A 22,735-nucleotide genomic window follows, 5' to 3' on the forward strand; every position below is an offset into this window, starting at 1 on the left:
AACCTTAATCAGTAACTATCGCTGCCCAATCTGAAAGCGTACAAAACGACCAACGGTGATGTTTTCACCATACGTTGCTATCTTGTTTTTAATGAGGTCCTTGATCAATACCTTATTGTCCTTGATAAATTCCTGCTCAAGCAGGCATACTTCAGAATAGAACTTGGTGAGTTTTCCTTCAACTATTTTTTCAATGACATTTGCAGGTTTACCACTTTCTTTTAACTGCTCACGATAGATCTCTTTTTCACGTTCAAGAACTTCAGCCGGTATATCCTCAGGACTCACATACTGCGGATTTGCTGCTGCCACCTGCATGCACAGGTCCTTTGCTAAATCCTGAAAATCCTGGTTGCGTGCAACAAAGTCAGTTTCACAGTTAAGCTCTAAAAGTACGCCAAGCTTACTGTTATTATGGATATAGGAAGCAACGATACCTTCTTTAGCAACACGTCCTTCACGTTTGTTTGCAGCAGCCAGGCCTTTTTTACGCAGATAATCAACTGCTTTTTCCATGTCGCCGCCACATTCAATTAATGCCTTTTTGCAATCAAGCATACCTGCCTGAGTTTTTTCACGTAATTCTTTTATCATTTCACTTGTAATTTCTGCCACTGTGCAACTCCTTTATTTACATAAAAATTAACTTCAAAAAAAGCTTAACGCCTGTCATCTTCATATTCATCAAATTCGTCAGCATACTCTTCAGCATAATCCTTTTCAGGTTTAGCTTCGGCAGCTTCTTCTTCAACAAAGTCAATCTTTGCTTCTACTGCTTCTCCGCTTACCTGACCTGCTGACTGACCTTCAATGATGGCATTGGCCATAACTTCTAAAAACAATGCTATAGCTCGTATAGCGTCATCATTTCCAGGAATGGGATAATCTATTTCATCCGGATTACAATTGGTATCAACCACTGCAAAAATGGGGATGCCCAATTTACGCGCTTCCTGAACAGCAATAGCTTCGCGCTTGGGGTCTATTATAAACAGCGCATCGGGAAGCCTGTCCATATCTTTGATACCTTCAAGCACTTTGCGCTTGCGCTCCAGCTCACGGGTAAGCTCTAAAATTTCCTTTTTGGTTTCAGCTTCCCATTTTCCGGTAGCTTCCATCTGCTCAAGTTCTTTCAAACGCTGTATTGAACGCGAAACAGTTTTGTAATTAGTAAGCAATCCACCCAACCAGCGCTCTGACACATAAAACTGGCCACATTTTTGAGCATATTCTTTCACTGCACCCTGTGCCTGTTTCTTGGTACCCACAAAAAGCACTCTTCCACCTTTTGCAGCAATTTCCTTCATTGCAGCATAGGCAATTTTAAGCCGCTGCATGGTTTTCTGCAAATCGATGATATGTATACCATTACGCGCAGTAAAGATAAACTGTGCCATACGAGGGTTCCATCGGCGTGTCTGATGCCCAAAATGAACCCCGGATTCCAACAAAGCTTTCATTGATATTACTGACAATGAAATACCTCCTGATATTATAAAATTCAATGCTTACAAAGCATCATATATACGTATCAAATAAACACACATAGTGTCTATTTGAATTATGTACAATTTGTGCGATAGTTCACAATAAAAACTTCTGGTATGTGGCAACCGGCCTTAAACAACCGGTTTACATATATACATTCCGCTTTACCCGGAATGCGTGATAGTTGCGAGAGCAACCTTTAATACTTAAATCCATTTGAACAATAAAACACCTGCAATCATTCCAACAATTGCAGAGATAGTAAACCTGAAATATAAGCTTATAATCTCAAAATCAAAACCAACTGGCTTTGTAAGAGGTGCATTGATCACAGCCAGTGAAGGAACCAGCTTAACTATAAAAGAACCAACAGCAACTCCCAGTATACCACCAAGAATTACAAATCCCAAAAAATACCCTATATGATCGCGTGAAAATGTCATAGTATATAACTCTTGTACTAACGTGAAGCAATGCAACTATACTATTACATGTTGTCAAGATAATTTTATGTATAATTTTTTGTTTGCAACTTCACGTTTGAAGTGCAACATTTAGTTACTCCCGTAAAACCTTATATATATAACACCACAGTTTTTTGTGTTGTACTTTATTCTTGCATCTGCCTCTTCTCCAACTATACTTTTTTATTGAAATAATTTATTGACTTAATGCATATTATTGTTATAAATTACGGATACTTATCATATAAGATTTTTTTAACTTTTTTACCCATAAATTGATATTACAATGTTTATCTCATGGTGACAGAGTATGCTTAACACTCTACTTTCATATAATCCTGTTTTACTGGCACTTGTTGCTACTCTTTTTACCTGGGCACTCACTGCTTTAGGCGCTGCAATGGTTTTTTTCTTTTCTTCAATAAACAAAAAAATACTTAACTCAATGTTAGGATTTGCAGCGGGTGTAATGATTGCTGCAAGTTTCTGGTCGTTACTCAATCCTGCAATAGAAATGGCAAGCTCAACAGGCAATACACCATGGATTCCCGCAGTATCAGGTTTTTTATGTGGTGCAGCATTTTTACTTATAATTGACAGAATATTACCCCATCTTCACATGGGTCTTGCAATGGACAAAGCTGAAGGTGTTAAAACCTCATGGCAACGAAGTGTTCTTTTAGTACTTGCTATTACCATACACAATATTCCTGAAGGACTTGCAGTAGGTATTTCTTTTGGTGCACTGACCAGCACCGCTGATACTGGAGCATTAGCAGGTGCTATAGCATTAGCAATTGGTATTGGGCTGCAAAACTTCCCTGAGGGCGCTGCTGTTTCAATTCCACTGCGCCGTGAAGGTTTTTCGCGAATTAAGTCTTTCCAGTACGGTCAGTTTTCAGGTATTGTTGAACCTATTGCAGGTGTGATTGGTGCATATCTGGTTTCAGTTATTACACCACTCCTACCGTATGCGCTGTCATTTGCTGCAGGTGCCATGATCTTTGTAGTGGTTGAAGAACTTATTCCTGAATCTCAAACCGGTAATGAAACCGACCTTTCCACTATTGGAGCTATCATTGGGTTTACCATCATGATGCTAATGGATGTTGCATTAGGGTAAGGAGGATTAACCATGACCACGGTTAATAAAATACTTACATCACAAAGAAATTTCTTCAAAACCGGTGCCACAAAAGATATACAATTCAGATTACAACAACTTGCCACATTACGCAAAGCATTGAAAACTTATGGTAATCGTATTATAGAAGCTTTAGATAAAGACTTTAAAAAACCTAAATATGAAACAATTGCCACTGAAATAGCAGTGACCATATATGAAATTGACCATGCAATGAAACACCTACCATCATGGGTAAAACCAAAACGTGTCAAAACTCCAATAGTGCACCTTTTTTCAAAAAGCTATATTTTCCCTGAACCGTATGGTGTTGCACTTATTATTGGCGCCTGGAATTATCCCATAAATTTAGTATTGAATCCCCTCATTGGGGCTATTGCTGCTGGAAACTGTGCTGTGATAAAGCCTGCCTACACGGCACAGGAAGGTTCAAAAGTTTTATATGATATGATTAATGAGTTTTTCCCTGAAGAATATATTGCTGTGGTTCAAAAATATTCGGGGGTATATGATGAAATCCTGAATCAAAAATTTGACTATATCTTTTTTACGGGAAGTACTGATGTAGGAAAAACCATTATGCAGGCAGCAGCAAAGCAATTAACCCCTTTTACTTTAGAACTGGGAGGTAAAAGCCCTGCAATAGTATATGAAGATGCTGATATTGATGCATCAGCCCGCCGTATTATGTGGGGTAAGTTCATTAATGCTGGTCAAACCTGCATTGCGCCTGATTATGTACTTATTCATAAAAACAAAAAAGAAGAATTCATTAATGCATCTCAAAAATATATAACTGAATTTTATGGAAAAGATCCGCATGAAAGTGATGACTTTGCACGTATAATAGATAACGCACAGTATGAACGCCTTGCACGAATGCTTGAAAACTGTACTATTGCTATTGGTGGTCAAACGAACAAAGAAGAGCGATACATTGCACCAACGATTATCACCAATATTACACTTAACCATCCATCAATGCAGGAGGAAATATTTGGCCCCATATTACCGGTACTTGAGTTTACCTCTCTTGAAGAAGTAATACACATTGTTACCTTTTTACCAAAACCATTAGCTGCGTATATCTTCACAAAAAACAAAAGAATCTGGAAAAAGCTCATTGATGAAATTTCTTTTGGTGGCGGTTGTATTAACGATACTATCTCACACTATGTTTCTCCGTATTTGCCATTTGGTGGAGTGGGCTATAGCGGCATTGGACAATACCATGGAAAAGCAAGTTTTGATACTTTTACCCATTATAAAGGCATTTTGAAAAAGCCGTTTTTCATTGATACATTTTTACGATACCCACCTTACAATAAAGGAAAAGTATCTTTTGTAAAACGCTATTTCAGATTTAAATTGTAATTTTTATTTGACACTATTGGAAAATATATCTAAAATATAACTAGAAATAGATGATTGGTACAAAAGGATATTATATATGGGTTTAGCTTTAAAAACGTATGAGATATTTAAAGAAAATGAGGCTGCAACCAAACAGGATCTAAGGAAAACTGAATTGCGCTTAATTAAAGAAATTGAACAAAATCGATTCCATATGAAAGAAATTGAATTATCTCTTTTAAAAAAGATAGGAACTGTTCGTTCAAGTACAATTAAATGGATAATTGGTCTATGGTTTACTCAAACTATTGCAATAGCTGCATTTATCTATACTGTTATAGTACAAATTAAGTAATTAATATGGCAGCAGAAAAGAAAAAAAATACTAAAAAAACCAAAAAAACAAAAGCACCACAAGCTAAAAAACCACAGGATGCCACAGCACAATACATTAAAGCCATAAACCTTCTTTTAAAAAAATTGGATGAAGAAAGCCTGGACTTTTTATATGAACAGGCAAAGGTGCTATTACATAACTTAGAAGTTAAAAAATTGCAACAGGAATTTAATGAACTTGATGTTAAAACTATTATCTCAAAACGTCAGGATTACAGCAAAGATAAGCTTGAGGTAGTTGAGGCTGATGACCTCCGTCATTTTATTTTTGTTATAAACGGTGCCCGTAATTTCTTTAGTCGTGATGAAATGCGAAAGATAGTCAAACTTTGCCACAGTGCACCAACGGTAAAAGATGGCATGCGTATGTTATACCACTGGTTTGAAAAAAATAGAAAAGACGTAATAATTGATACAGTTATTGATGGGCCACATGACAAAGCACTTGAAACAATGTATAATCATATTGTAAATAACTATACTGTTAGCGATTAATAATATAAAACATCATTCATTTAGTGTTCATTTCCTTATTGGATCTATTGCCTATTAAATTACAATTAATATTTTTCATGCCATAGATACTACTCTTGCAGCCACCATATATACATTAGCAATAGGAATATCTTCTTTCTAATCTTATTAAGAATGTTATTGCCGTGAAATGGGAAAAATTATTGTAATTATAGTAATTATGGTTGTGTTCTTGCATATTTTAAGGGTAATCCCCAATAAAATCGGCATGCATGTACCCCCTCCTCCATATCAAATTCGAATAAATAGCTTTTATTTATTTCATATTTTAGATAGTTATCGGTATCATCATTTTCAGTTTTACAATTGAGATTTGACAAAAATTCAATAAATTCATCTAAAACATTATTAACACAGAACTCAATAGCCTTAGCCACACTCATCTTCCAAAGCTTTTTAACATCAAGTAAATACTCATACTCTTTAAATTGCAAATACAAGTGTACCCGTTTCCAGGGATTATTCAAATTCCTTTTCCTGTATGCAATGCTTTTAAATGCTTTAGCTCGTACCTTATCTTTTTTTGCAGCATAGATAATAAGATGGACTACTAAAACATGGAAAGGTATTTCTAATTGTTCAGCATTTTTTAAAAGAATTTCATAATGTTCATGGGAAATACAGGTTGTTGTTTCAAAATCCACGGTACACCTCCTTCTATGTATTCTTTAGATTATCCCACCATGTAACATACATGAATTATTTTGCAACATTTTTCCAATAAACTAACATAAATAATAAAAAAAATTGTGGACAGTTTTTGATATTTCATCTATATCAAATATTCACGTGTAATGAAATAAGGGTGTTTCTGATGAATCTTTTATAAAAAAGAAGTGGAAAATCTACAGCAAAAATAGGCTTATTCATTAACAATGGTTAGCGAAAATAATATTATACAGCTAAACAAAATAGAAATCACCGAACGGTATATAGTAATTCCCCGGCTTATAAGAGGGAAAGTACAAAAGATAGTTAAACCATTAAAGAAAGTAAAAGGCAACTGTTACTTTACCTGCAATATGCCCCATGCACTTATTAATTTTATTTACAGGAGTGTAAAAAAATTAGGGCTTACAAGTGTAAATCTAATTTTTTCTCGTGGAAATGTACGCATTAAAAATAGAATTGTCCATAATGCGGTGTTATCAACAATACTGGATTGGGATTTAGGAATCTCATTTATAATACCCCTTAAACTGCGGTACAACACATTTGTTACAATTGAAGTAGATAATAATGATTACAGTGTACGCTTAATGGAGCTGGCAATTCTCATTGCATTGATGGCTCATGCACATCCATCTCAGTCTCGAAAAAAACATATAGAAAATGCACATAAAGTACTGACCCTTGGCTGGAAAAGTATAACACAATAGATTACCGCTCAATTTTTTCCGGTAGGCGGTACATGTATTTCTTTCGAAAAATAACCTCAGTTACAAATTTATCAACCCTGCGTGCAAACTGGAACAGTCGCCATATAAACGCATCACTTTTATAATATTTTGCTATCTCGTCAAGAGTCAATGGTTGTATTGATTCATCTATTGATGCAAAGAAATAATTTGCAGCTTTTATAAACGCAGGTATCAGGTCTTCACGCTTTTCCTTATACAGGTTTGCTATACAGTCAATAACTACCGAACGCAAATCATAATACCTATCCAACACTTCCTGTAAAAATAAAGCCCGTATAATCGCGCGTAAAAACCATGGTGTATTTTTCAAAAACAGCTCTGCATTGAGCTGTTCAACACCATTAATACGATATAACGGTGTGCTGGTATCAATATATAGCAGAGTATCATTTTCACCAACATAATTCAGGGCACCATCAACCGAAACCAACACCCAGTTTGATATTTGCCCATCAATACCCACTTTCAAGGAACTATCGCTCATATTAAAACTATACCATTTTTTTAGCTCAGATAGTATCTTAGTAAACAAGGCCACCGCATTGCGTTCATCTAAACGTTTTACCAGAGAATTGCCAACCATCTGCGGGTTAACTTTTTTCTGACCAGCATATACGGTATACCATCCATTGCTTTTAAAATAACGAAACTGCTGCTCTGGAACCTGAATGCCAATTTTTTTTGTAAGTATTTCTCTGTACTCATAATACACTTTCTTCAGTGCTTCCACATCATCAAGTGTGTCGATAGGGGGCATCCGTTTCCACACCCAATCAGACTCTGCAATTTTCGTTTTGATAAATGATTGATTCAATGTTGATCCATGTATGGTTTGCATCACAGTGGATATTTCGCCATATCCTAATATTTTTAATGTAAGCTCTTCACGATACAATCGTGTAAAATCTTTTGTAAATTGCCGGTATAAACTCATATCCTGTATAAGATTATCACGAATACGGTCATATATTTCAATAATAGACCAAATATTTTGCACATCAAATTGTGATAGGACTAATTCCTGTAAATTTTTTGCCTTATCAAATTTTTTAAATGTTGGAAGGTATCGCTCTAAATACGGCAATTGTTCCTTAACAAGTTTCTCAATTGAAAGGTTTTCCTCACCATAAAAAAGGTTATACAGATTATGAAGCGCCCGTGTGTTTGCAATATGCCGCACCAAATACTGATAAAATCGTATCTTATCAACGGTAAGTATAGCTTTATTTCCACGCATAATCGTTATTATTTCATCATGTTGACCAAAAAGTCCTTTTATAATATCAATACTTTTGGCATGCTGCACGGCATCTTTTAATACAAATCCTTTAGATGTTTTATCCCAGATAGTATAAAAATGTTTGGAAAGGTTACTTAGTTCAGTATCAACCGATGCTAATTGCATAAACCGTATTCGCTTCCGTTTTAGTTCATACACTGTGTTTAATAGTGCAAAATGTTCTATGATATCTTTATGATCATCTTCCATAAGTCCCCTCACTGCGATAATGCTTGTAATGACTTCTGTATTGCAGCAACAACCAAATCTGCTTCCCGCTTTGTAATAATAAGTGGCGGTAAAAACTGAATTACTTTAGGATCATTGCCTGAATATACCACATATACTCCATTATCAAATAAAAGCTTAACCATGAAAAGCGCTGTCATCTCATCATTAAATGCAAGCCCCATCATGAGTCCCAATCCTCGTACCGTAAACGAAACTTTTGGATACTGCAACGAAAGCTTATTTAGTTTTTTTGTAAAATAATCTGCCATTTCATTCACGTTGTTTAACAATTTACTATCGCACATATCCAGAACCGCCATGGCTGCAAAGCAGCCAATTTCACTGCCACCAAACGTTGAGATATGAATAAAAGGGTTTTCTTTGAAAAAGAATGCATACTCTTCTTTATACACTGTTGCAGTAATGGGATATATTCCACCACTCATGCCTTTGCCCAACACCACTATGTCAGGCACCACATCAAAATGCTCAAAGCCCCACAACTTTCCCGTTCTACCAAAGCCAGTCTGCACCTCATCCATGATAAGCAGTGCACCTTGACTGTGGCAAAGCTTTTTCACCTCCTTAAAGTAATCTTTATGAGGCACCACAATGCCCAATGTTGCAGGAATTGTTTCAAGGATTACCGCAGCGGTATGTTCATCAATGGCTGCTTTCATTGCTTCAACATCATTAAATGGTACCTGGATAAATCCGGGTGAAAGTGGTTCAAACGGCTTTTTAAACTTTTCATCCCCCGTTGCAAGCGCCAGGCCTGTATGCCCATGATAACCACCAATGGCTGAAATGATGTTTGGTCGGCCTGTAACAGCACGTGCTAACTTGATAGCAGTATCTATTACCTCACCACCGGAAACACCATACACAACCTGATTTAAGCCAGGTGGCATAGTGGCTGCCAATTTTTGCGCAAGCATTGCTTTGGGATGGCTAATGAGATGGTGGTTACCTATATCATAACGCTGCATTGCTTTTTTAACCGCATCCATTATTTTTTTATTCCTGTGCCCCACATTAAACACACCTCCGTTACAATGGCAGTTTATGTACCGCTTGCCTGTAATATCGTATAAAAACACACCACGACGTTTATGTGGCACAAGCGCAATGTCATATTTTTTGTACATCTCCACTTTGCCGGGGGACACATACCGTGCATACAGCTCCATTATTTTTTCTTTGTTCATAGGCGCCTCCATTTTTATACTACAACACAATAGTCAATATGTCAAAATCATTTTTTTATTTTTGTGCGACAGTTCCGGCAGTTAGTCTATTGCCAGTTAATAACTCTGTTCCACGCCAAAAGCACCCCTGCCAGCCAGCGGAATAAACTCATACTCAGGATAAGCTTTCTTTAATGCAGTTGCTACCTGTTTTGCTGTAAACAGCGTTGATTTTACACCACGCCCAATATAATTGGAACCTGTATCAACTAAAAATTGCTTTTTACCATCAACTATTGAATTAAGTTTAATATGACCACCATGGGTTGGATTAAACGCAAACTCTTCCTGCTCTAAATAGTGGTGAGTAACTTCATGTGGTTTAGTTCCAGCAGAATAAAACTTTGGTGTATGCGATGATATTCCTGCTACCGAAGCAAGATAGGTTATATGTTCGCCAACTCGTAATGAATCAAGCCAGAATTTAAATTTTTCATAGCATACTCTTTCAATATTACGCCGCTCCTTGTACTTCCCAATTCTGAAATATTGCTGAATGGGAACAAATAGAGCTTTTAAATTATCTTTTTTCTTATAATCTAGAATCTGCTCGGGTACAAATGTTGTTGTAACAAATTGCTCTATATGTAATGACAATTCTGGATGCTTTTGATACAGCGGCCACTCATAAATAATCTTTAATGCTTTAGAAGCTAACGGGCTTGTAGCAAATGTTGATGTTGCTTTAAATAAAACATCCTCATTATGTGGATAAATAATTCCTTCAGCAGCAACAAGGCTATTGCTATTGTGATCAATTACATTTTTTATAATAATCCCTCCGTCATATTGAAGAAAAACACCCTGTTGCTTCTTTTTAAGATTATTATTGATTCTTAAAAGTATTGTTCCCTGTTTAATATCATCAATACTATCTACTTTTTGCCAGTATGATTCCATAATTCACTCAACCCATTAACCACACAAAACATTTAGCAAAATTACAAATAGTTTAATTACGCTAACTATAATATTATGTATTCATTACTTTTATCAGTGCCTGCTTTATTTCATCAAACGTAAACGGTTTAACAAGATACCACGAGAAACCATATCGTGCATAATCTGCAATAGCACTGTTATCAGCATATCCGCTCATCACAATTCCTTTTAAATTTTCCTGTATTTTCTTCATCTGGGCAAAAGCATCTACCCCACTCATACTTCCAGGAATGGTGATATCAACCAGCACACAATCAAATTGTTTGCCTTTTTCTTTTGATGCAATTATTTTTCCAATTGCATCATCACTCTGAGTTGCAGTGTCATAACTACACCCTAACATATCCAGCATCCCGGCTGTAACGTCAAGTATCTCCTGCCTATCATCAAGTATTAAAACATGAGCACTTATAGAATCAACTTTTGCTTTATGTGTTTTATTAACTGAAACATCACCTTTTATTTTTGGCAGATAAATTGCAAAATCAGTTCCTTTTTCAGAAGATGAAACTGTTATGGTACCTCCATGCTGCCGTACAATTGATAACGATGTGGTAAGTCCTAATCCAGTGCCTTCTTCTTTTGTTGTAAAATAAGGATCAAATATTCTATTAATATGTTCTTGCGAAATACCTTTTCCGGTATCTGAAAATTGAATCATGATATACTCACCATCAGGTAATTGCAATACATCAGGTTTATTCTTTAAACTCTTTACCGTTATTGTTAACACACCTGTATTTTCCATTGCCTGTATTGCATTTAAGGTTAGATTCCTGAATACATGCGATAGCTGATGCTCATCAAACTCAATATTTTCTATTTTATCATCAATATCATAAACAACCTTAACGCTGCTGCCATGTGTTATGAAATCCACAGTATCCCGAATCAATTGCAGTATATTACCTGTTTTTTTAATTGGTTTCCCACCTTTTGCATAGGTTAACAGTTGCCCTGTTAAAGATTGTGCAGATTTCACAGATTTTTTTATACCATCAATTATTTCTAAAAAATTATGTTTTTGAGTATTTTTCAACAGCATTAATGATGCTATTTCAGCATTACCCATTATTGAAGTAAGGATGTTATTGAAATCATGAGCTATGCCAGCAGCTAATATTCCTAAGGATTCAAATTGCTGCAGCTTAATAAGCTCGTTTTGCATTGCTAACATGTCGGTAATATCTCTTATAATTGTGACAGTACCAATAATAGTATTATCCATCTCAATGGGTGATGAAGCAACCGACACATCTATTGTTCTATTATTACAATGGCATTTAAGATGATAATGTACAACGGGCTTTTTCAACTGAATACATTCTCCAATAGGGTCAACCACGTTTTGAACGGTTGATTCTGCAAAATTAACTAAAGCTCTAACATCCTTTCCTAATAAAATTGTATTATTAAATAATAAATCAGCTTGTTTATTGGAAAGAATAATATTACCCCTTTCATCAGTGCTTATGAAAGCATCACCAATTGATTGGATAGTAATAAGCAACCGCTCCTTTTCAAGAAGCAATTGCTCCTGAGTTTTTTTATGCCAGTACAGCTCATTTTCAAGCTGCTCTGTTTTAATTTTTACCTGTCTACGTAGTGAAGCATTCCAGGCAATGATACCGATTATTACAAGCAACCCTCCAAATAGCAATACTGTCAGGATATACCAAAATTCTTTTTCCTGGTAAAATGGACGTGGTGCCAGTGAAATCCATCTCTGGTAAATAGCACGCCTTTTACTTTCAGGTATAGAATCCAGAGCCTTAGAAACAATTGAATAAAGTAATTGATCATCACTGCGAACACCTATACATAAATTCCAGTCATATCCCACATTGCCAGCAACACGTAAATTTGTAATACTATAAGTATCTACCAGATACGACACTGTTGAAAGTGAGATAATCATTGCATCATATTCACCAAAGGACAATTTCATCAAACCTTCAGTTTCGTTTTTTACCGTCTCTATAGTAAATGATGGATATCTCTTTTTAATAAAGTCAATCACCGCATAACCCTTCACTGCTGCAATCTTCATCCCGGCTAAACCATCCAGGCTATTAACTTTTGTATTGGATTTTTGCACAACAATAACGTTGGGGATTCGTACATATGGCTTTGTAAAATGTAAAAACGAATGTCGCTCAGGAACATCCTGGATTGAAAGAACAATATCCACGTTTCTATCTTTTGCTGCTTGCAACACATCTGCCCATGACTCCTTCATTTCTATAGTAAATGTTAGTCCAAGCTTTTTACCTATTTCATTTAAATAATCCTGGCTTAACCCAATAGGATTTCCCGTATGGTCAGTAAAATCAATGGGTGGATAATCCGGGCAGGGTGCAGCAATTACAGGTTTTTTTAATGATTGTATATAATCCTTCTCCTCAGGAGTCAAAAATAAAGAGTTAGTATCTTCTGATGAACAGTTTGGGATAATTAATATTGTCAATATACATATTATGTTTATGTATGTATTTAATTTTGCTGTCCGGCATGTCAGTAAGCATTTCATAACACTTTTATATGCTATAACGTGGAAGATAGCAAGATTAATTTTTTTATTATGCGATAGTTACTGCTGTAATTTTTCCATTCCTTTTATTTTTTCCCCACTTCTTATCTTTTTTTGTCCAAGTGAAAATAAACGAAAAGATTAAATAAAAAGTGGTTATGGTCTTTCTAATATATAGCAAACTTTTAATGGCACATACCTCTAATATTAGACTTGACCTCTTCAAAATAGTTGACAGTACCACAATAAAAAATAATTTTTAGTATATAGCAACAAATAAAATATTTTTAGAGGATAAAATGAAAAAAATATTTTTTATGTTTTTATTTTTTACGTATTTGCTTTCAGGATCAGGATTTACTGAAAAAAATGCAAAAAGAGAAGTCAATATTAAACCCAATGTACAAAGTGTTGATATTGAATTTAACGGTGAGCATTTAAAAGGATATTTTTTTATTGTCGATGTAAGGACCAATGAAGAAAAATTAAAAAATATTGAAGAAAGAAAAGCTAATGGATCAGTATTTATTTTTTTTCAGGGACATGCACAGAGAGCTGATGATGCCTATACATTTACCAAGGAGCTTGCATTACAATCAAAATCAGGTATTGTAATAGTACCATTGTGCGATACACCTTTTGGGAAGGATAAAAATTTAAGGGGTGATAATGGGAAGGAAATTGTATTATTTTATTTAATTAAACAAGCTCTTAAGTATTTAAACATAAATGTTGTTGAAGATATTCAATGGAAAGATATTAAAATAGATGGAAAACCGTTTAAAGATCCTGAAAATGCAATTGATGTTAAGCTTTCAGCTGTGGGATGGAGCCATGGAGGTATCTTAGCTCGCCGAATGGCAAGCAAATATACTTCATTTGAAAATCTTGTACAAATATGTCCTGCTGGTTTCACTAAATGGTCAGAAAATTCTTGTCAGGCAAGCTGTTGCGTATTGTCATCATTTAACTGGGAAAGTTTACGTATTGGATTTACTGAAACATTTAAAGGTCATTTTTGTGATGTAATGGGTGCAGGCTGGGGAATAACAAAGGGGCTAACCGGTGATACAGTAAGATCATGCTATTCATGTATGTATGGTAATTTCAATATTTTAAAAATATTCAGACCATATAAGGATATAGCTGATGCAACGTTATATGCTGATGATACTAATTTCCCTGTGGTAAATAAAAAACACATACTTGTCATATTTGGTAAGGATGATTCGCTTTTTGACGACGAGACATTATTGAAGTATGATAAAAATAATGAAGCAATTAAAGAACAATTTTTTAGTAAATATTATGAAAAATCGATTATATCAAACACAAAACTTGATGTAAAGGTTTTGCCAGGAAAACATATTGGGCCCATAACTCATTATGATATTTACGTTGATACTATCGTAACTTTTTTGGAAGAAATACACGAATGAAGAATGGAAGTACCAGGAGAGATACCACAGTACCGTAATATTAATTATTCAGCAGCATGAATATATTCATTAAACAGTGAAGCGATAAGGGCTACACTATAAATGAGAGCAGAATATTACAAGAGGTTTTGCAGTCAATAGAATAAGCTATAATAAAGCATACCAGATAGTACAGGTGGTAGAAAATCTGCTAAAATAAAAATCAATTAATGTATGTTAAAAATAATATTTAACTTCTGCTGCTAATGCAGGTCTATTGTCAAATGAGGAAAAATCTGATAAGTTGTTTTCAGTAACTATCGCATATAACATATAGAAAGTCAGATCACAATCTTCTATTACATTATACACCACTGACGGGATAAGCATTGCACCATGCCCTTCAAAATCAAGAATAGTTGTTGCACTGGCGCTAAAGAGTGAAGCTCCAGAAAAACTTACCGATAACCCCGCATAATGCCTGTTATATGTCAGGAAATGATACGCAAGCGTACGGTACCGTTCTTCATTCATTCCGTATATCAAACTTTCAGAATATGCCTGGTACAATTCATCATTGTTAGATAAACAATACCCATTATAAAAATACTCAAGAAGGATACTGAAACCACTTTCAAAAGAATAATCATAGCCTGTACCCGCAATGTAGTAAGTACTATCTCCATCTTTATTCGCAAGGAAGCTTCCACGCAACAAACCATCATACACTTGCAGCGAAATGTCTGCGCCCCCAACATATCTTTGCATTATCTTCCCAGCAAGCATTGCAATCTCGGTAGTACCCCACACCACTTTATTGCGCAAAAGGTACACTGAATTACCAACACTATCATCAAACTCATTGTATTTCCGTTGAGGTACATACACAAAACCCAATTCAAAATAATGTGCCGGGTATAATTCAAGGCGCAGTGCATCCACTCCTTTTGTTTCCTCTGCTCCTTCAAACGCAAGCGGCGATATTGGGTTTACAATATCAAGCGGATTCCATATCTTCCCGCTTCCAAAACGCACCAGTTGTCTTCCCACAGTAATGGTGGATTTCCCTATAACAAATTTGCCAAATGCACGGTGCAGCTTTAAGCGATAGTACCCAGTATCGTTGCGATAATCATAATAATCTGTATATATTGTATCATACGAAAATCCAATCCACGTTGCATCAAATGTTCTGCTCTGGGTGTAATTTGATACGATATACTCATTATCTATATCCGCATGAAATATGATATTCTGTCCAATATCACAATGAGGAGAGAGGCGTACCCTATTAAGATCGGTTAATAATAGCTTTTTTCTGGGAATATAATCGGAAGAATAATATTCATTGCTTTCATAAGCAATAAATAGATTTTTGTAATAGCCACCAATGGAAAATGGAATATCCTTATTTTCCAAGTTCTCCTGTGCATATACCATTGTCAATCCGCTATACAGTTGTGCCATTAAACTTAATGCTGAAAGGATGAATATTATAATCCAGCTGTATTTGTATATGTTCATACTTTTTTTAATTAGATGTAATGTATTCTCTAACAGTTTTCTAAGAAATAATTCTTTAAAAATTTTTATGCCAACTGAAGTATGTACTATTTTACATTTTGTGAATCTTTTTAAACGTATGCTTATATTGTAATGATACTTTACCTTTATTCATAAAGTGACAATGTATCTATTATTTACTACCCACAAGCTGTCAATAAAAGAATTTACAAAACAGTTGTTGGAATATATTCTGCATGTATACATTTTATTAGCGCATGCAGCTATCATTACGCAATATTTTATTTTTTATCTTCTTAGTAGCAGGGTTAGATATGTCTTTAAAAAAACAATTATCACGTTCAATCATAGTTTTTTCAACACTAATATTCATTGCATTTGGCATACTATTTGGAAGCTTTGTATATTACAATTACCAAACAAGTATTTCATTACTTATGCAACAACAAAACCTTGCATTGAAGTATTTCATTGAAGGTTATTTTGTAAAAATGTATAATTATATTTATATTTTAAGTAACAATGATGCCATAACTAACGTATTATTGCGTGATGCCAATAACAAAAGAACTGTATTAAAAATTTTTAAACATTTTGAAAATGCTGATAAAGATATAAACTATCTTTATGCAGGGTATAAAGATGGTTCATTATTGATTAATGACTATACTCCGCCAAAAGGTTTTGATCCAAGAGTAAGGCCCTGGTATACAATAGCACTTAAAACCGCACCTGAAATTTCTAATGGCCTTGCCTATCAAGAAATAAAAACAAAACAATGGCTGGTATCAATAAGTAAAGTATTATATGATAAAAACAATACCATCTGTGGCGTTATAGCTATTGATACTTCTTTAGAAAAATTAGCAGAAATAATTAATGCCACTAATAAAGGCTTTGCATCACAACACAGTTTTGTTATAACAAATGATGGTACTATTATTATTCATAAAAATCCCAAAATGCTGAGAGAAAATTTTTTTAAATTATCAAAGGTTACCTATTCAGCAAGCGGTGCTTCATATGCTTACACCTTTGATGGTATAATGAAAACTGCCTATATCCATGATATAGATAAAATTGGATGGAAAGTAATAACAGAAGTAGATAGATCAGAAATAACCAATATCGTGATTACTCGATTTTTTATAAGCACCCTGGTGATAACTTCAATTGCTTCTTTATTTGGACTTTATTTAAAAAAAATATTTTCCCATGATATTATTATACCAATTTTATCATTGGCCAAAAGGGTTACATACATAGTAGAAGCAAAATCAGTTGATGATAATTATTCATATCCTGATAATGAAATAGGAGTAATTGCACAAAATCTTGAGCAGTTGACAAAGGAAAAACTTTATCAAAAAAATATGGAGCTTACAAAATTAAACGATATACTCATGAATCTTTCATACATTGATGAATTAACCAGTTTATATAATAGAAGAAAGATGGAAGAAGAATTGATAAAAGAATTTGCTCGTTATACAAGGTACGGGAGAGAGTATTCGGTAATATTAATTGATATTGATTTTTTTAAAAAAATCAATGATACCTATGGACATGATGCTGGTGATTATGTTTTAAAAGAATTAGCCCTTATATTTAAACATAATTGCAGGAAAACAGATACAATTGGTCGTTGGGGAGGTGAAGAATTTTTGATTATATGCCCTGAAACCAATATATTGCAGGCATATAATCTTGCTGAAAATATTAGAAGCAACGTTGAGCAACATGTATTTATCACGATACCCAAAGTCACTATAAGTGCAGGCATTGGTGGAGCTTCCCATGATATGGTTGATATTTATGATAGTATTAAAAAAGCAGATGAAAACCTCTACAGAGCAAAACAAACAGGTAGAAACAAAGTGGTATACTAAAAAAGCAAAACTTTTAGATATTTACTTTATCCCAACACACTATCCCAATGAATTTGCTTCTGGTAAACCAGCGGATCCTTTCACTAAAAAGCATTGGAAGCACTTATTGGGGCAGATACTATCATCAGGTTCTGTGATGGCATTCTCAATAAATTACAATGAAATTTTAGATATAGTGCAACAGGCAAGCAGAAAAGTAAAAGAGCTGTTTCCTGAAATACTATAAATATGGCTTTTTGGTTCTTTTGCCACGGGGAAGCAAACAGGAATGTATACTATTTTTTTCTTTTAACTTTAACATCTTTTACAATTGTACCATCAACTATAGATATAAGACGGTGTGCACGCTTCATTACCATAGGGTCATGGGTGGAAAAAAGAAATGTTATCTGCTTTTCTTTATTCAGGTGTTCCATTAAATCAAGAAGTGCACTTCCGGTTTTCTGATCTACATTGGCAGTAGGCTCATCAGCTAAAACTATCGCCGGGCTTGAAACAATTGCACGTGCTATTGCCACACGCTGCTGCTGCCCACCAGAAAGCTCGTGCGGAAGTCGGTGCATTTGGTCTTTTAAGCCTACAAGCTCCAGTACTTCAGCTGCTTTTCTTTTACGGTAACTATCGCCCATACCCTGTAAAAGAAGGATGTACTCCACATTTTCCAATGCAGTCAATACCGGGATAAGGTTGTATGCTTGAAATATAAATCCAATTTTAAAAAGGCGCAGGTGCGATAGTTCCTTTGGACTAAGCTTTGAGATATCAGTACCTTCTATATATACATTTCCTTGTGTGGGATAATCCAGCCCGCCAATGCAATTAAGCAGTGTGGTTTTCCCCGAACCTGAAGGTCCAGCTATTGCTGCAAACTCACCTTTATGCAACGAAAGATATACTCCACGCAATGCGTTCACGATTTGACCATCGGAATGATAATCTTTCATGCAATTCACTACCTGTATGATTTCCATAGTACCTTCCTTTGCTATATAAAATGTAACGCATCAAGTGGTTTAATTTTTGCAGCCTTATATGCCGGATACAGTGATGCAATAATGGTGTTACATAGTACTATGGTTGTTGCAACCACTACATTTGTTGCGGTAAGATACGGATAAACAACAGTACCTGTTCCCCATACCCGCATTGACTGGCTGTAAAACGCAAAGTTTATACCTGTTGTTCCGGTAATAACAACAAGCAGGTATGTAATGACAATACCTGCAACAATACCAAGCATCCCTAAACCGCATGCTTCAAGTATAACAATAGCGGCAATCCACGATGGCTGTGTACCAATTGATTTCATTATGCCAATTTCACGGTATCGTTCCATTATTGCCATAATCATGGTATTGGCAATGGTGAAAATAATTGAAATAAATATAATTGCCAGAAACACATACATCATGGTATCAAAAAGTTTTATGGCCTGCACAATCTGTGGTGCCATTTGTTTCCAGGTAAGCACTTCAAGGAAGGCCTTATTCATTGATTTAATTGATGAAGCAACTTTATCAGCAAAATCTTTATCCGCGCACCGTACTATAATTTCAGATATAGCATTCCCAAGACCCGATATTTCCTGCGCTTTACGTATGCCAATATATACCACATATTTATCAAAGCTTTCAATGGGCGATTGATATAGCCCCTTAACAATAAATGCATGCGCAGCAAGCACACCGTGTATATCCTGCAGCATCACCACACATTTATCGCCAATGCCAATGCCAAGCTTTACCGCCAGTGAACGTGAGATAAGTATATCATTGCTTGAACTGTTCATAATAAAAGAACGTGTATCACTACCAGCATATTCATATATATTTGACACGCATTTTTCTTTATCAGGTTCAATGCCCATAACCAGCACACCCTGTGATGAGCGACTTGACTGCACCATAGCTTCAAACTTGACACGCTGTGCAATACACCCTACCCCATGAATGCCTTTAATTGCGTTCAATGAATCATCAGGAACAAATGACAGTGCAAGCTTCATATCATTGAAAAAACCTTTTTTATGTATAGCCACATGCCCCAGCGAAGTGTTAATGGTATTTTCAAGCATCTGCCGGTTAAAGCCGTTCATGATTGCCATGGAAAACATCATTACCACAAGCCCCACCACAATGGATGAAGCAACAATGAGTGAACGGCGCTTGTTTCTAAATACATTGCGCCAGCCAATCAATAACACTATTTTTAGATGGTGCATGCGTATCATGTGTTTATTACCTTATTAAATATGCCGTATTGCTTCAACAGGATGAAGCCTGCTTGCACGCCGTGCTGGAAATATGCAAAACAAAAGTGACACAACCATGGTCAGCGCAGCAGTAACTACAATATTAGCGATAGTTACTGTGGCAGGGAATATGGTTGTGGTAATACCCCACACGGCAATCTCTTCAGCATATTGAGAGTAATCAATAGGATGCACTGTAAAATAATACGAAATACCAGCACCAAGCGTTACACCCAACACCACGCCAATCACTGTAATGAAACATGTTTCGGTCATGACAAGTGCAATAATCTGACCAGGTGTGGTGCCTACTGCTTTCATGATGCCAAGCTCACGTGTACGCTCATACACCGACATCTGGATGGTGTTGAGGATGCCAAACGCCACTACTAAAAACAGCATCAGATCAAAAAGATAACCACTGACATCATCCATGATTATAAACTGCACAAGCTCAGGCATTAGCTTTTCCCATCCTAATACCTCTAAATTGCTTTGCAGTTGTTTTGAAAGTGTAGTGGTAATAGTATCAACCTCATCTATCCGCACTGCACGAATAACATACGCGTGAATGTAGCCCATCATGCTGAACGTTTCATCGGCCTGCTGTATTGGCATCTGCAGCAAAAACTTATCATATTCAGGGTTTCCACTTTTAAATATGCCAGTAACAGTTAAGTGTTCAGCTGCAATGGACCCGTCAAATCCCTGCGAAATAATGGCAATGGTATCGCCAACATCTACTTTTAAGTTTTCAGCTAAGGTGGCACCTATCACTGCATGAGTATTATCACTATCACTCAGGTAACGCCCTTTAATTATACAACGGTGCAAACCGCATACCTCTTTTTCTCGCAGTGGCTCAACACCCTGTATCATGACGCCTTTTGTTGTCCCACCTTTTGCAATAAGGGCATCACACATGATACGCCTGCAATAAGCACGTACATGTTTGTTACTGGAAAGCGCTTTCTCTATGGATTCATCATCTTCAAATGCATAATCTATTGTTTTATTTTCCCAGTAGCCTTTTTCATGGATGTGAATATGTCCCATCACAAGGCCCGTTGCATCTTCTATCATCTGGTCATGGCCACCTTTGGCAAACGCATTGAGAAGAATTATCATGGCGCAACCCACAACGATGGTGCACAACGTAAGTATTGTACGTCGTTTATTGCGCCATACATTGCGCCATGCTAACAGGCAGATTATTTTAAAATCTTTATTCACTTTTTGTTCGTTTTGAAGTTATGGTATAAATTTTATAGTATGATTCAAGATGACTACTACCTACCTGTCATTCCGGGCTTTACCCGGAATTTTTACGGCACACAGTCATTCCGGGCCTGACCCGGAATCTTTACGTCACACTGTCATTCCGGGCCTGACCCGGAATCGCTATCCACATCAATAGAGATCCTGAATCAAGTTCAGGATGACTTGTTGCCTACCTGTCATTCCGGGCTTGACCCGGAATCGCTATCCTCATCTATAGAGATCCTGAATCAAGTTCAGGATGACTTGTTGCCTACCCGTCATTCCGGGCCTGACCCGGAATCTTTACGTCACATTGTCATTTCGAGCGTAGCGAGAAATCTTTTCTTTGTACTGTAAGATTTCTCCCATTATAACCTTCACTTACGCTGCAAATTTTGAAAGGAAAATATATATTCTGGTATTTCATTGTCAAACTGAATATCCAGTATTTCCATTTTAGTGTAGCGGTCAGGTTCGGCAATCGTTTTCATTGTATACACCGTGGGGATTTCCCTGCCACCCATTATCTTTACATTGCTACAGGTTAACAGTTTGGTCATCTGATTGTGCTCATTATAAAACTCTTCCCTTACTGGCAGTAATTTAGTAACACTGGCATAATACACTATTTTTCCCCACACCACTGCTACATTTGGCTTTGGCACAAGCACCACTTTAAAACATTCAACGCCATCAACGGTTTCCCTGCCTTCCAATGTATGAGTATAGTCATCAATAAGGCTTGATTGTTTCACAATGTCATCATTGGTAAAGTCCGAACCCATCCACGACTGAAGCATCATGGACGGCGATATCTTTATTGTCTGCTGCAGTTTTGGCACATAATGCCACATGTTATCCTTAATCAAAAGAAATCGGTTGCCGGCATCTTTTTTGGGCGATAGTATCTGGGCAAAAGACATTCGCTTTAAACGATTGTCATAGGATACAAGCTTCAATGTGCGTTCCCACCTTCGCGTTTTTATGGTGATAGCAACTGTTGATGTGGATGTATTGCCGCGAATAGCTTTTTCTGACTTCTCAATTATTTCTTTTGCAGATTGGGCTGCAACAACTGAAGACACTAAAAGGATTGTTACTATATAGATATACTGTTTCACGATTATACTCCCCATTAGAATAAATATAAAAAAGCTACCATAACCACACATAGTCCTAAAAACGTTTCTGGTGTAAAACCCATGATTATCAAAACATGTAATACAACATCAATAAAAGTCCACTGTCAATATAAAATTACATTGACTAAAAATTTATATTCTGCAAATTTTAACTATACAGTAACTATCGCTTATACCTTGCTGTACGTTATACATATCAGATAATTTCAGAAAAATTTATCA

General features: G+C 35.8%; 21 protein-coding genes. 8 read left to right on the top strand and 13 right to left on the bottom strand.

What is annotated here, in order from left to right; translation table 11 throughout:
* Positions 1-15 precede the first annotated feature (15 nt).
* The 3 genes from tsf to AB1444_09750 form a co-directional block, all read right to left on the bottom strand.
* Positions 16-615, bottom strand: a complete 600-nt coding sequence (gene tsf, locus AB1444_09740; protein MEW6526936.1) for a translation elongation factor Ts — start codon at positions 613-615, stop codon at positions 16-18.
* A gap of 44 nt (positions 616-659) precedes the next feature.
* Positions 660-1,475: a 30S ribosomal protein S2 gene (rpsB, locus tag AB1444_09745; GenBank protein MEW6526937.1), complete on the bottom strand. Its 816-nt coding sequence runs from the start codon at positions 1,473-1,475 to the stop codon at positions 660-662.
* 219 nt (positions 1,476-1,694) lie between these two features.
* Positions 1,695-1,931, bottom strand: a complete 237-nt coding sequence (locus AB1444_09750) for a hypothetical protein (protein MEW6526938.1) — start codon at positions 1,929-1,931, stop codon at positions 1,695-1,697.
* A 331-nt stretch (positions 1,932-2,262) separates the two neighbouring features.
* Between AB1444_09750 and AB1444_09755 the strand changes: the two genes are divergently transcribed.
* The 4 genes from AB1444_09755 to AB1444_09770 all read left to right on the top strand — a co-directional run bounded on the left by AB1444_09755 (position 2,263) and on the right by AB1444_09770 (position 5,340).
* Entirely contained in the window at positions 2,263-3,075 is an 813-nt protein-coding gene (locus AB1444_09755; protein ID MEW6526939.1) for a ZIP family metal transporter, read from the top strand.
* Positions 3,076-3,087: 12 nt separating this feature from the next.
* Complete coding sequence (locus AB1444_09760) at positions 3,088-4,470, top strand: aldehyde dehydrogenase (protein ID MEW6526940.1); 1,383 nt, start codon at positions 3,088-3,090, stop codon at positions 4,468-4,470.
* Between the two features lie 76 nt (positions 4,471-4,546).
* Entirely contained in the window at positions 4,547-4,804 is a 258-nt protein-coding gene (locus AB1444_09765) for a hypothetical protein (GenBank protein ID MEW6526941.1), read from the top strand.
* A 5-nt stretch (positions 4,805-4,809) separates the two neighbouring features.
* Positions 4,810-5,340: a hypothetical protein gene (locus tag AB1444_09770; protein MEW6526942.1), complete on the top strand. Its 531-nt coding sequence runs from the start codon at positions 4,810-4,812 to the stop codon at positions 5,338-5,340.
* A 197-nt stretch (positions 5,341-5,537) separates the two neighbouring features.
* On the opposite strand, the gene AB1444_09775 is transcribed toward AB1444_09770, so the two are convergent.
* Positions 5,538-6,023 (bottom strand): hypothetical protein, encoded by a 486-nt coding sequence (locus AB1444_09775; GenBank protein ID MEW6526943.1) that lies wholly within the window; start codon positions 6,021-6,023, stop codon positions 5,538-5,540.
* A 231-nt stretch (positions 6,024-6,254) separates the two neighbouring features.
* Between AB1444_09775 and AB1444_09780 the strand changes: the two genes are divergently transcribed.
* The gene (locus AB1444_09780) at positions 6,255-6,758 is read left to right on the top strand and encodes a hypothetical protein (protein ID MEW6526944.1); all 504 of its coding nucleotides are present in this window, start codon (positions 6,255-6,257) and stop codon (positions 6,756-6,758) included.
* Between the two features lies 1 nt (position 6,759).
* Here AB1444_09780 and AB1444_09785 read toward each other — a convergent pair whose 3' ends face one another.
* The 4 genes from AB1444_09785 to AB1444_09800 all read right to left on the bottom strand — a co-directional run bounded on the left by AB1444_09785 (position 6,760) and on the right by AB1444_09800 (position 12,966).
* Positions 6,760-8,289 (bottom strand): DUF6206 family protein, encoded by a 1,530-nt coding sequence (locus AB1444_09785; GenBank protein MEW6526945.1) that lies wholly within the window; start codon positions 8,287-8,289, stop codon positions 6,760-6,762.
* 8 nt (positions 8,290-8,297) lie between these two features.
* Positions 8,298-9,518 (bottom strand): aspartate aminotransferase family protein, encoded by a 1,221-nt coding sequence (locus tag AB1444_09790; GenBank protein ID MEW6526946.1) that lies wholly within the window; start codon positions 9,516-9,518, stop codon positions 8,298-8,300.
* A gap of 96 nt (positions 9,519-9,614) precedes the next feature.
* A complete protein-coding gene (locus tag AB1444_09795; protein MEW6526947.1) occupies positions 9,615-10,457 on the bottom strand; it encodes a hypothetical protein in 843 nt (280 codons plus the stop codon).
* Positions 10,458-10,530: 73 nt separating this feature from the next.
* Complete coding sequence (locus AB1444_09800) at positions 10,531-12,966, bottom strand: transporter substrate-binding domain-containing protein (GenBank protein MEW6526948.1); 2,436 nt, start codon at positions 12,964-12,966, stop codon at positions 10,531-10,533.
* 362 nt (positions 12,967-13,328) lie between these two features.
* On the opposite strand from AB1444_09800, the gene AB1444_09805 reads away from it, so the two are divergent.
* On the top strand, positions 13,329-14,468 hold the full coding sequence (locus AB1444_09805) for a hypothetical protein (protein ID MEW6526949.1): 1,140 nt from the start codon (positions 13,329-13,331) through the stop codon (positions 14,466-14,468).
* A 216-nt stretch (positions 14,469-14,684) separates the two neighbouring features.
* On the opposite strand, the gene AB1444_09810 is transcribed toward AB1444_09805, so the two are convergent.
* Positions 14,685-15,914: a hypothetical protein gene (locus AB1444_09810; GenBank protein MEW6526950.1), complete on the bottom strand. Its 1,230-nt coding sequence runs from the start codon at positions 15,912-15,914 to the stop codon at positions 14,685-14,687.
* A 371-nt stretch (positions 15,915-16,285) separates the two neighbouring features.
* Here AB1444_09810 and AB1444_09815 point away from each other — a divergent pair, with 371 nt between their 5' ends.
* Positions 16,286-17,860 carry a sensor domain-containing diguanylate cyclase gene (locus AB1444_09815; protein ID MEW6526951.1) on the top strand — a complete coding sequence of 525 codons (1,575 nt, stop codon included), beginning with the start codon at positions 16,286-16,288 and terminating at the stop codon, positions 17,858-17,860.
* The gene (locus AB1444_09820; protein ID MEW6526952.1) at positions 17,787-18,086 is read left to right on the top strand and encodes a hypothetical protein; all 300 of its coding nucleotides are present in this window, start codon (positions 17,787-17,789) and stop codon (positions 18,084-18,086) included. Before AB1444_09815 ends, AB1444_09820 begins: the two co-directional genes overlap by 74 nt.
* A gap of 49 nt (positions 18,087-18,135) precedes the next feature.
* Here AB1444_09820 and AB1444_09825 read toward each other — a convergent pair whose 3' ends face one another.
* From AB1444_09825 to AB1444_09840, 4 genes are all read right to left on the bottom strand, one after another.
* The gene (locus AB1444_09825; protein MEW6526953.1) at positions 18,136-18,831 is read right to left on the bottom strand and encodes an ABC transporter ATP-binding protein; all 696 of its coding nucleotides are present in this window, start codon (positions 18,829-18,831) and stop codon (positions 18,136-18,138) included.
* A 14-nt stretch (positions 18,832-18,845) separates the two neighbouring features.
* Positions 18,846-20,090 (bottom strand): ABC transporter permease, encoded by a 1,245-nt coding sequence (locus tag AB1444_09830; protein ID MEW6526954.1) that lies wholly within the window; start codon positions 20,088-20,090, stop codon positions 18,846-18,848.
* A 15-nt stretch (positions 20,091-20,105) separates the two neighbouring features.
* Positions 20,106-21,344, bottom strand: a complete 1,239-nt coding sequence (locus AB1444_09835; protein MEW6526955.1) for an FtsX-like permease family protein — start codon at positions 21,342-21,344, stop codon at positions 20,106-20,108.
* Between the two features lie 404 nt (positions 21,345-21,748).
* The gene (locus tag AB1444_09840) at positions 21,749-22,492 is read right to left on the bottom strand and encodes an outer membrane lipoprotein-sorting protein (GenBank protein MEW6526956.1); all 744 of its coding nucleotides are present in this window, start codon (positions 22,490-22,492) and stop codon (positions 21,749-21,751) included.
* Positions 22,493-22,735 lie beyond the last annotated feature (243 nt).

It is taken from the genome of Spirochaetota bacterium (assembly GCA_040756435.1).
In the GTDB taxonomy this organism is placed as follows: Bacteria; Spirochaetota; UBA4802; order UBA4802; family UB4802; genus UBA4802.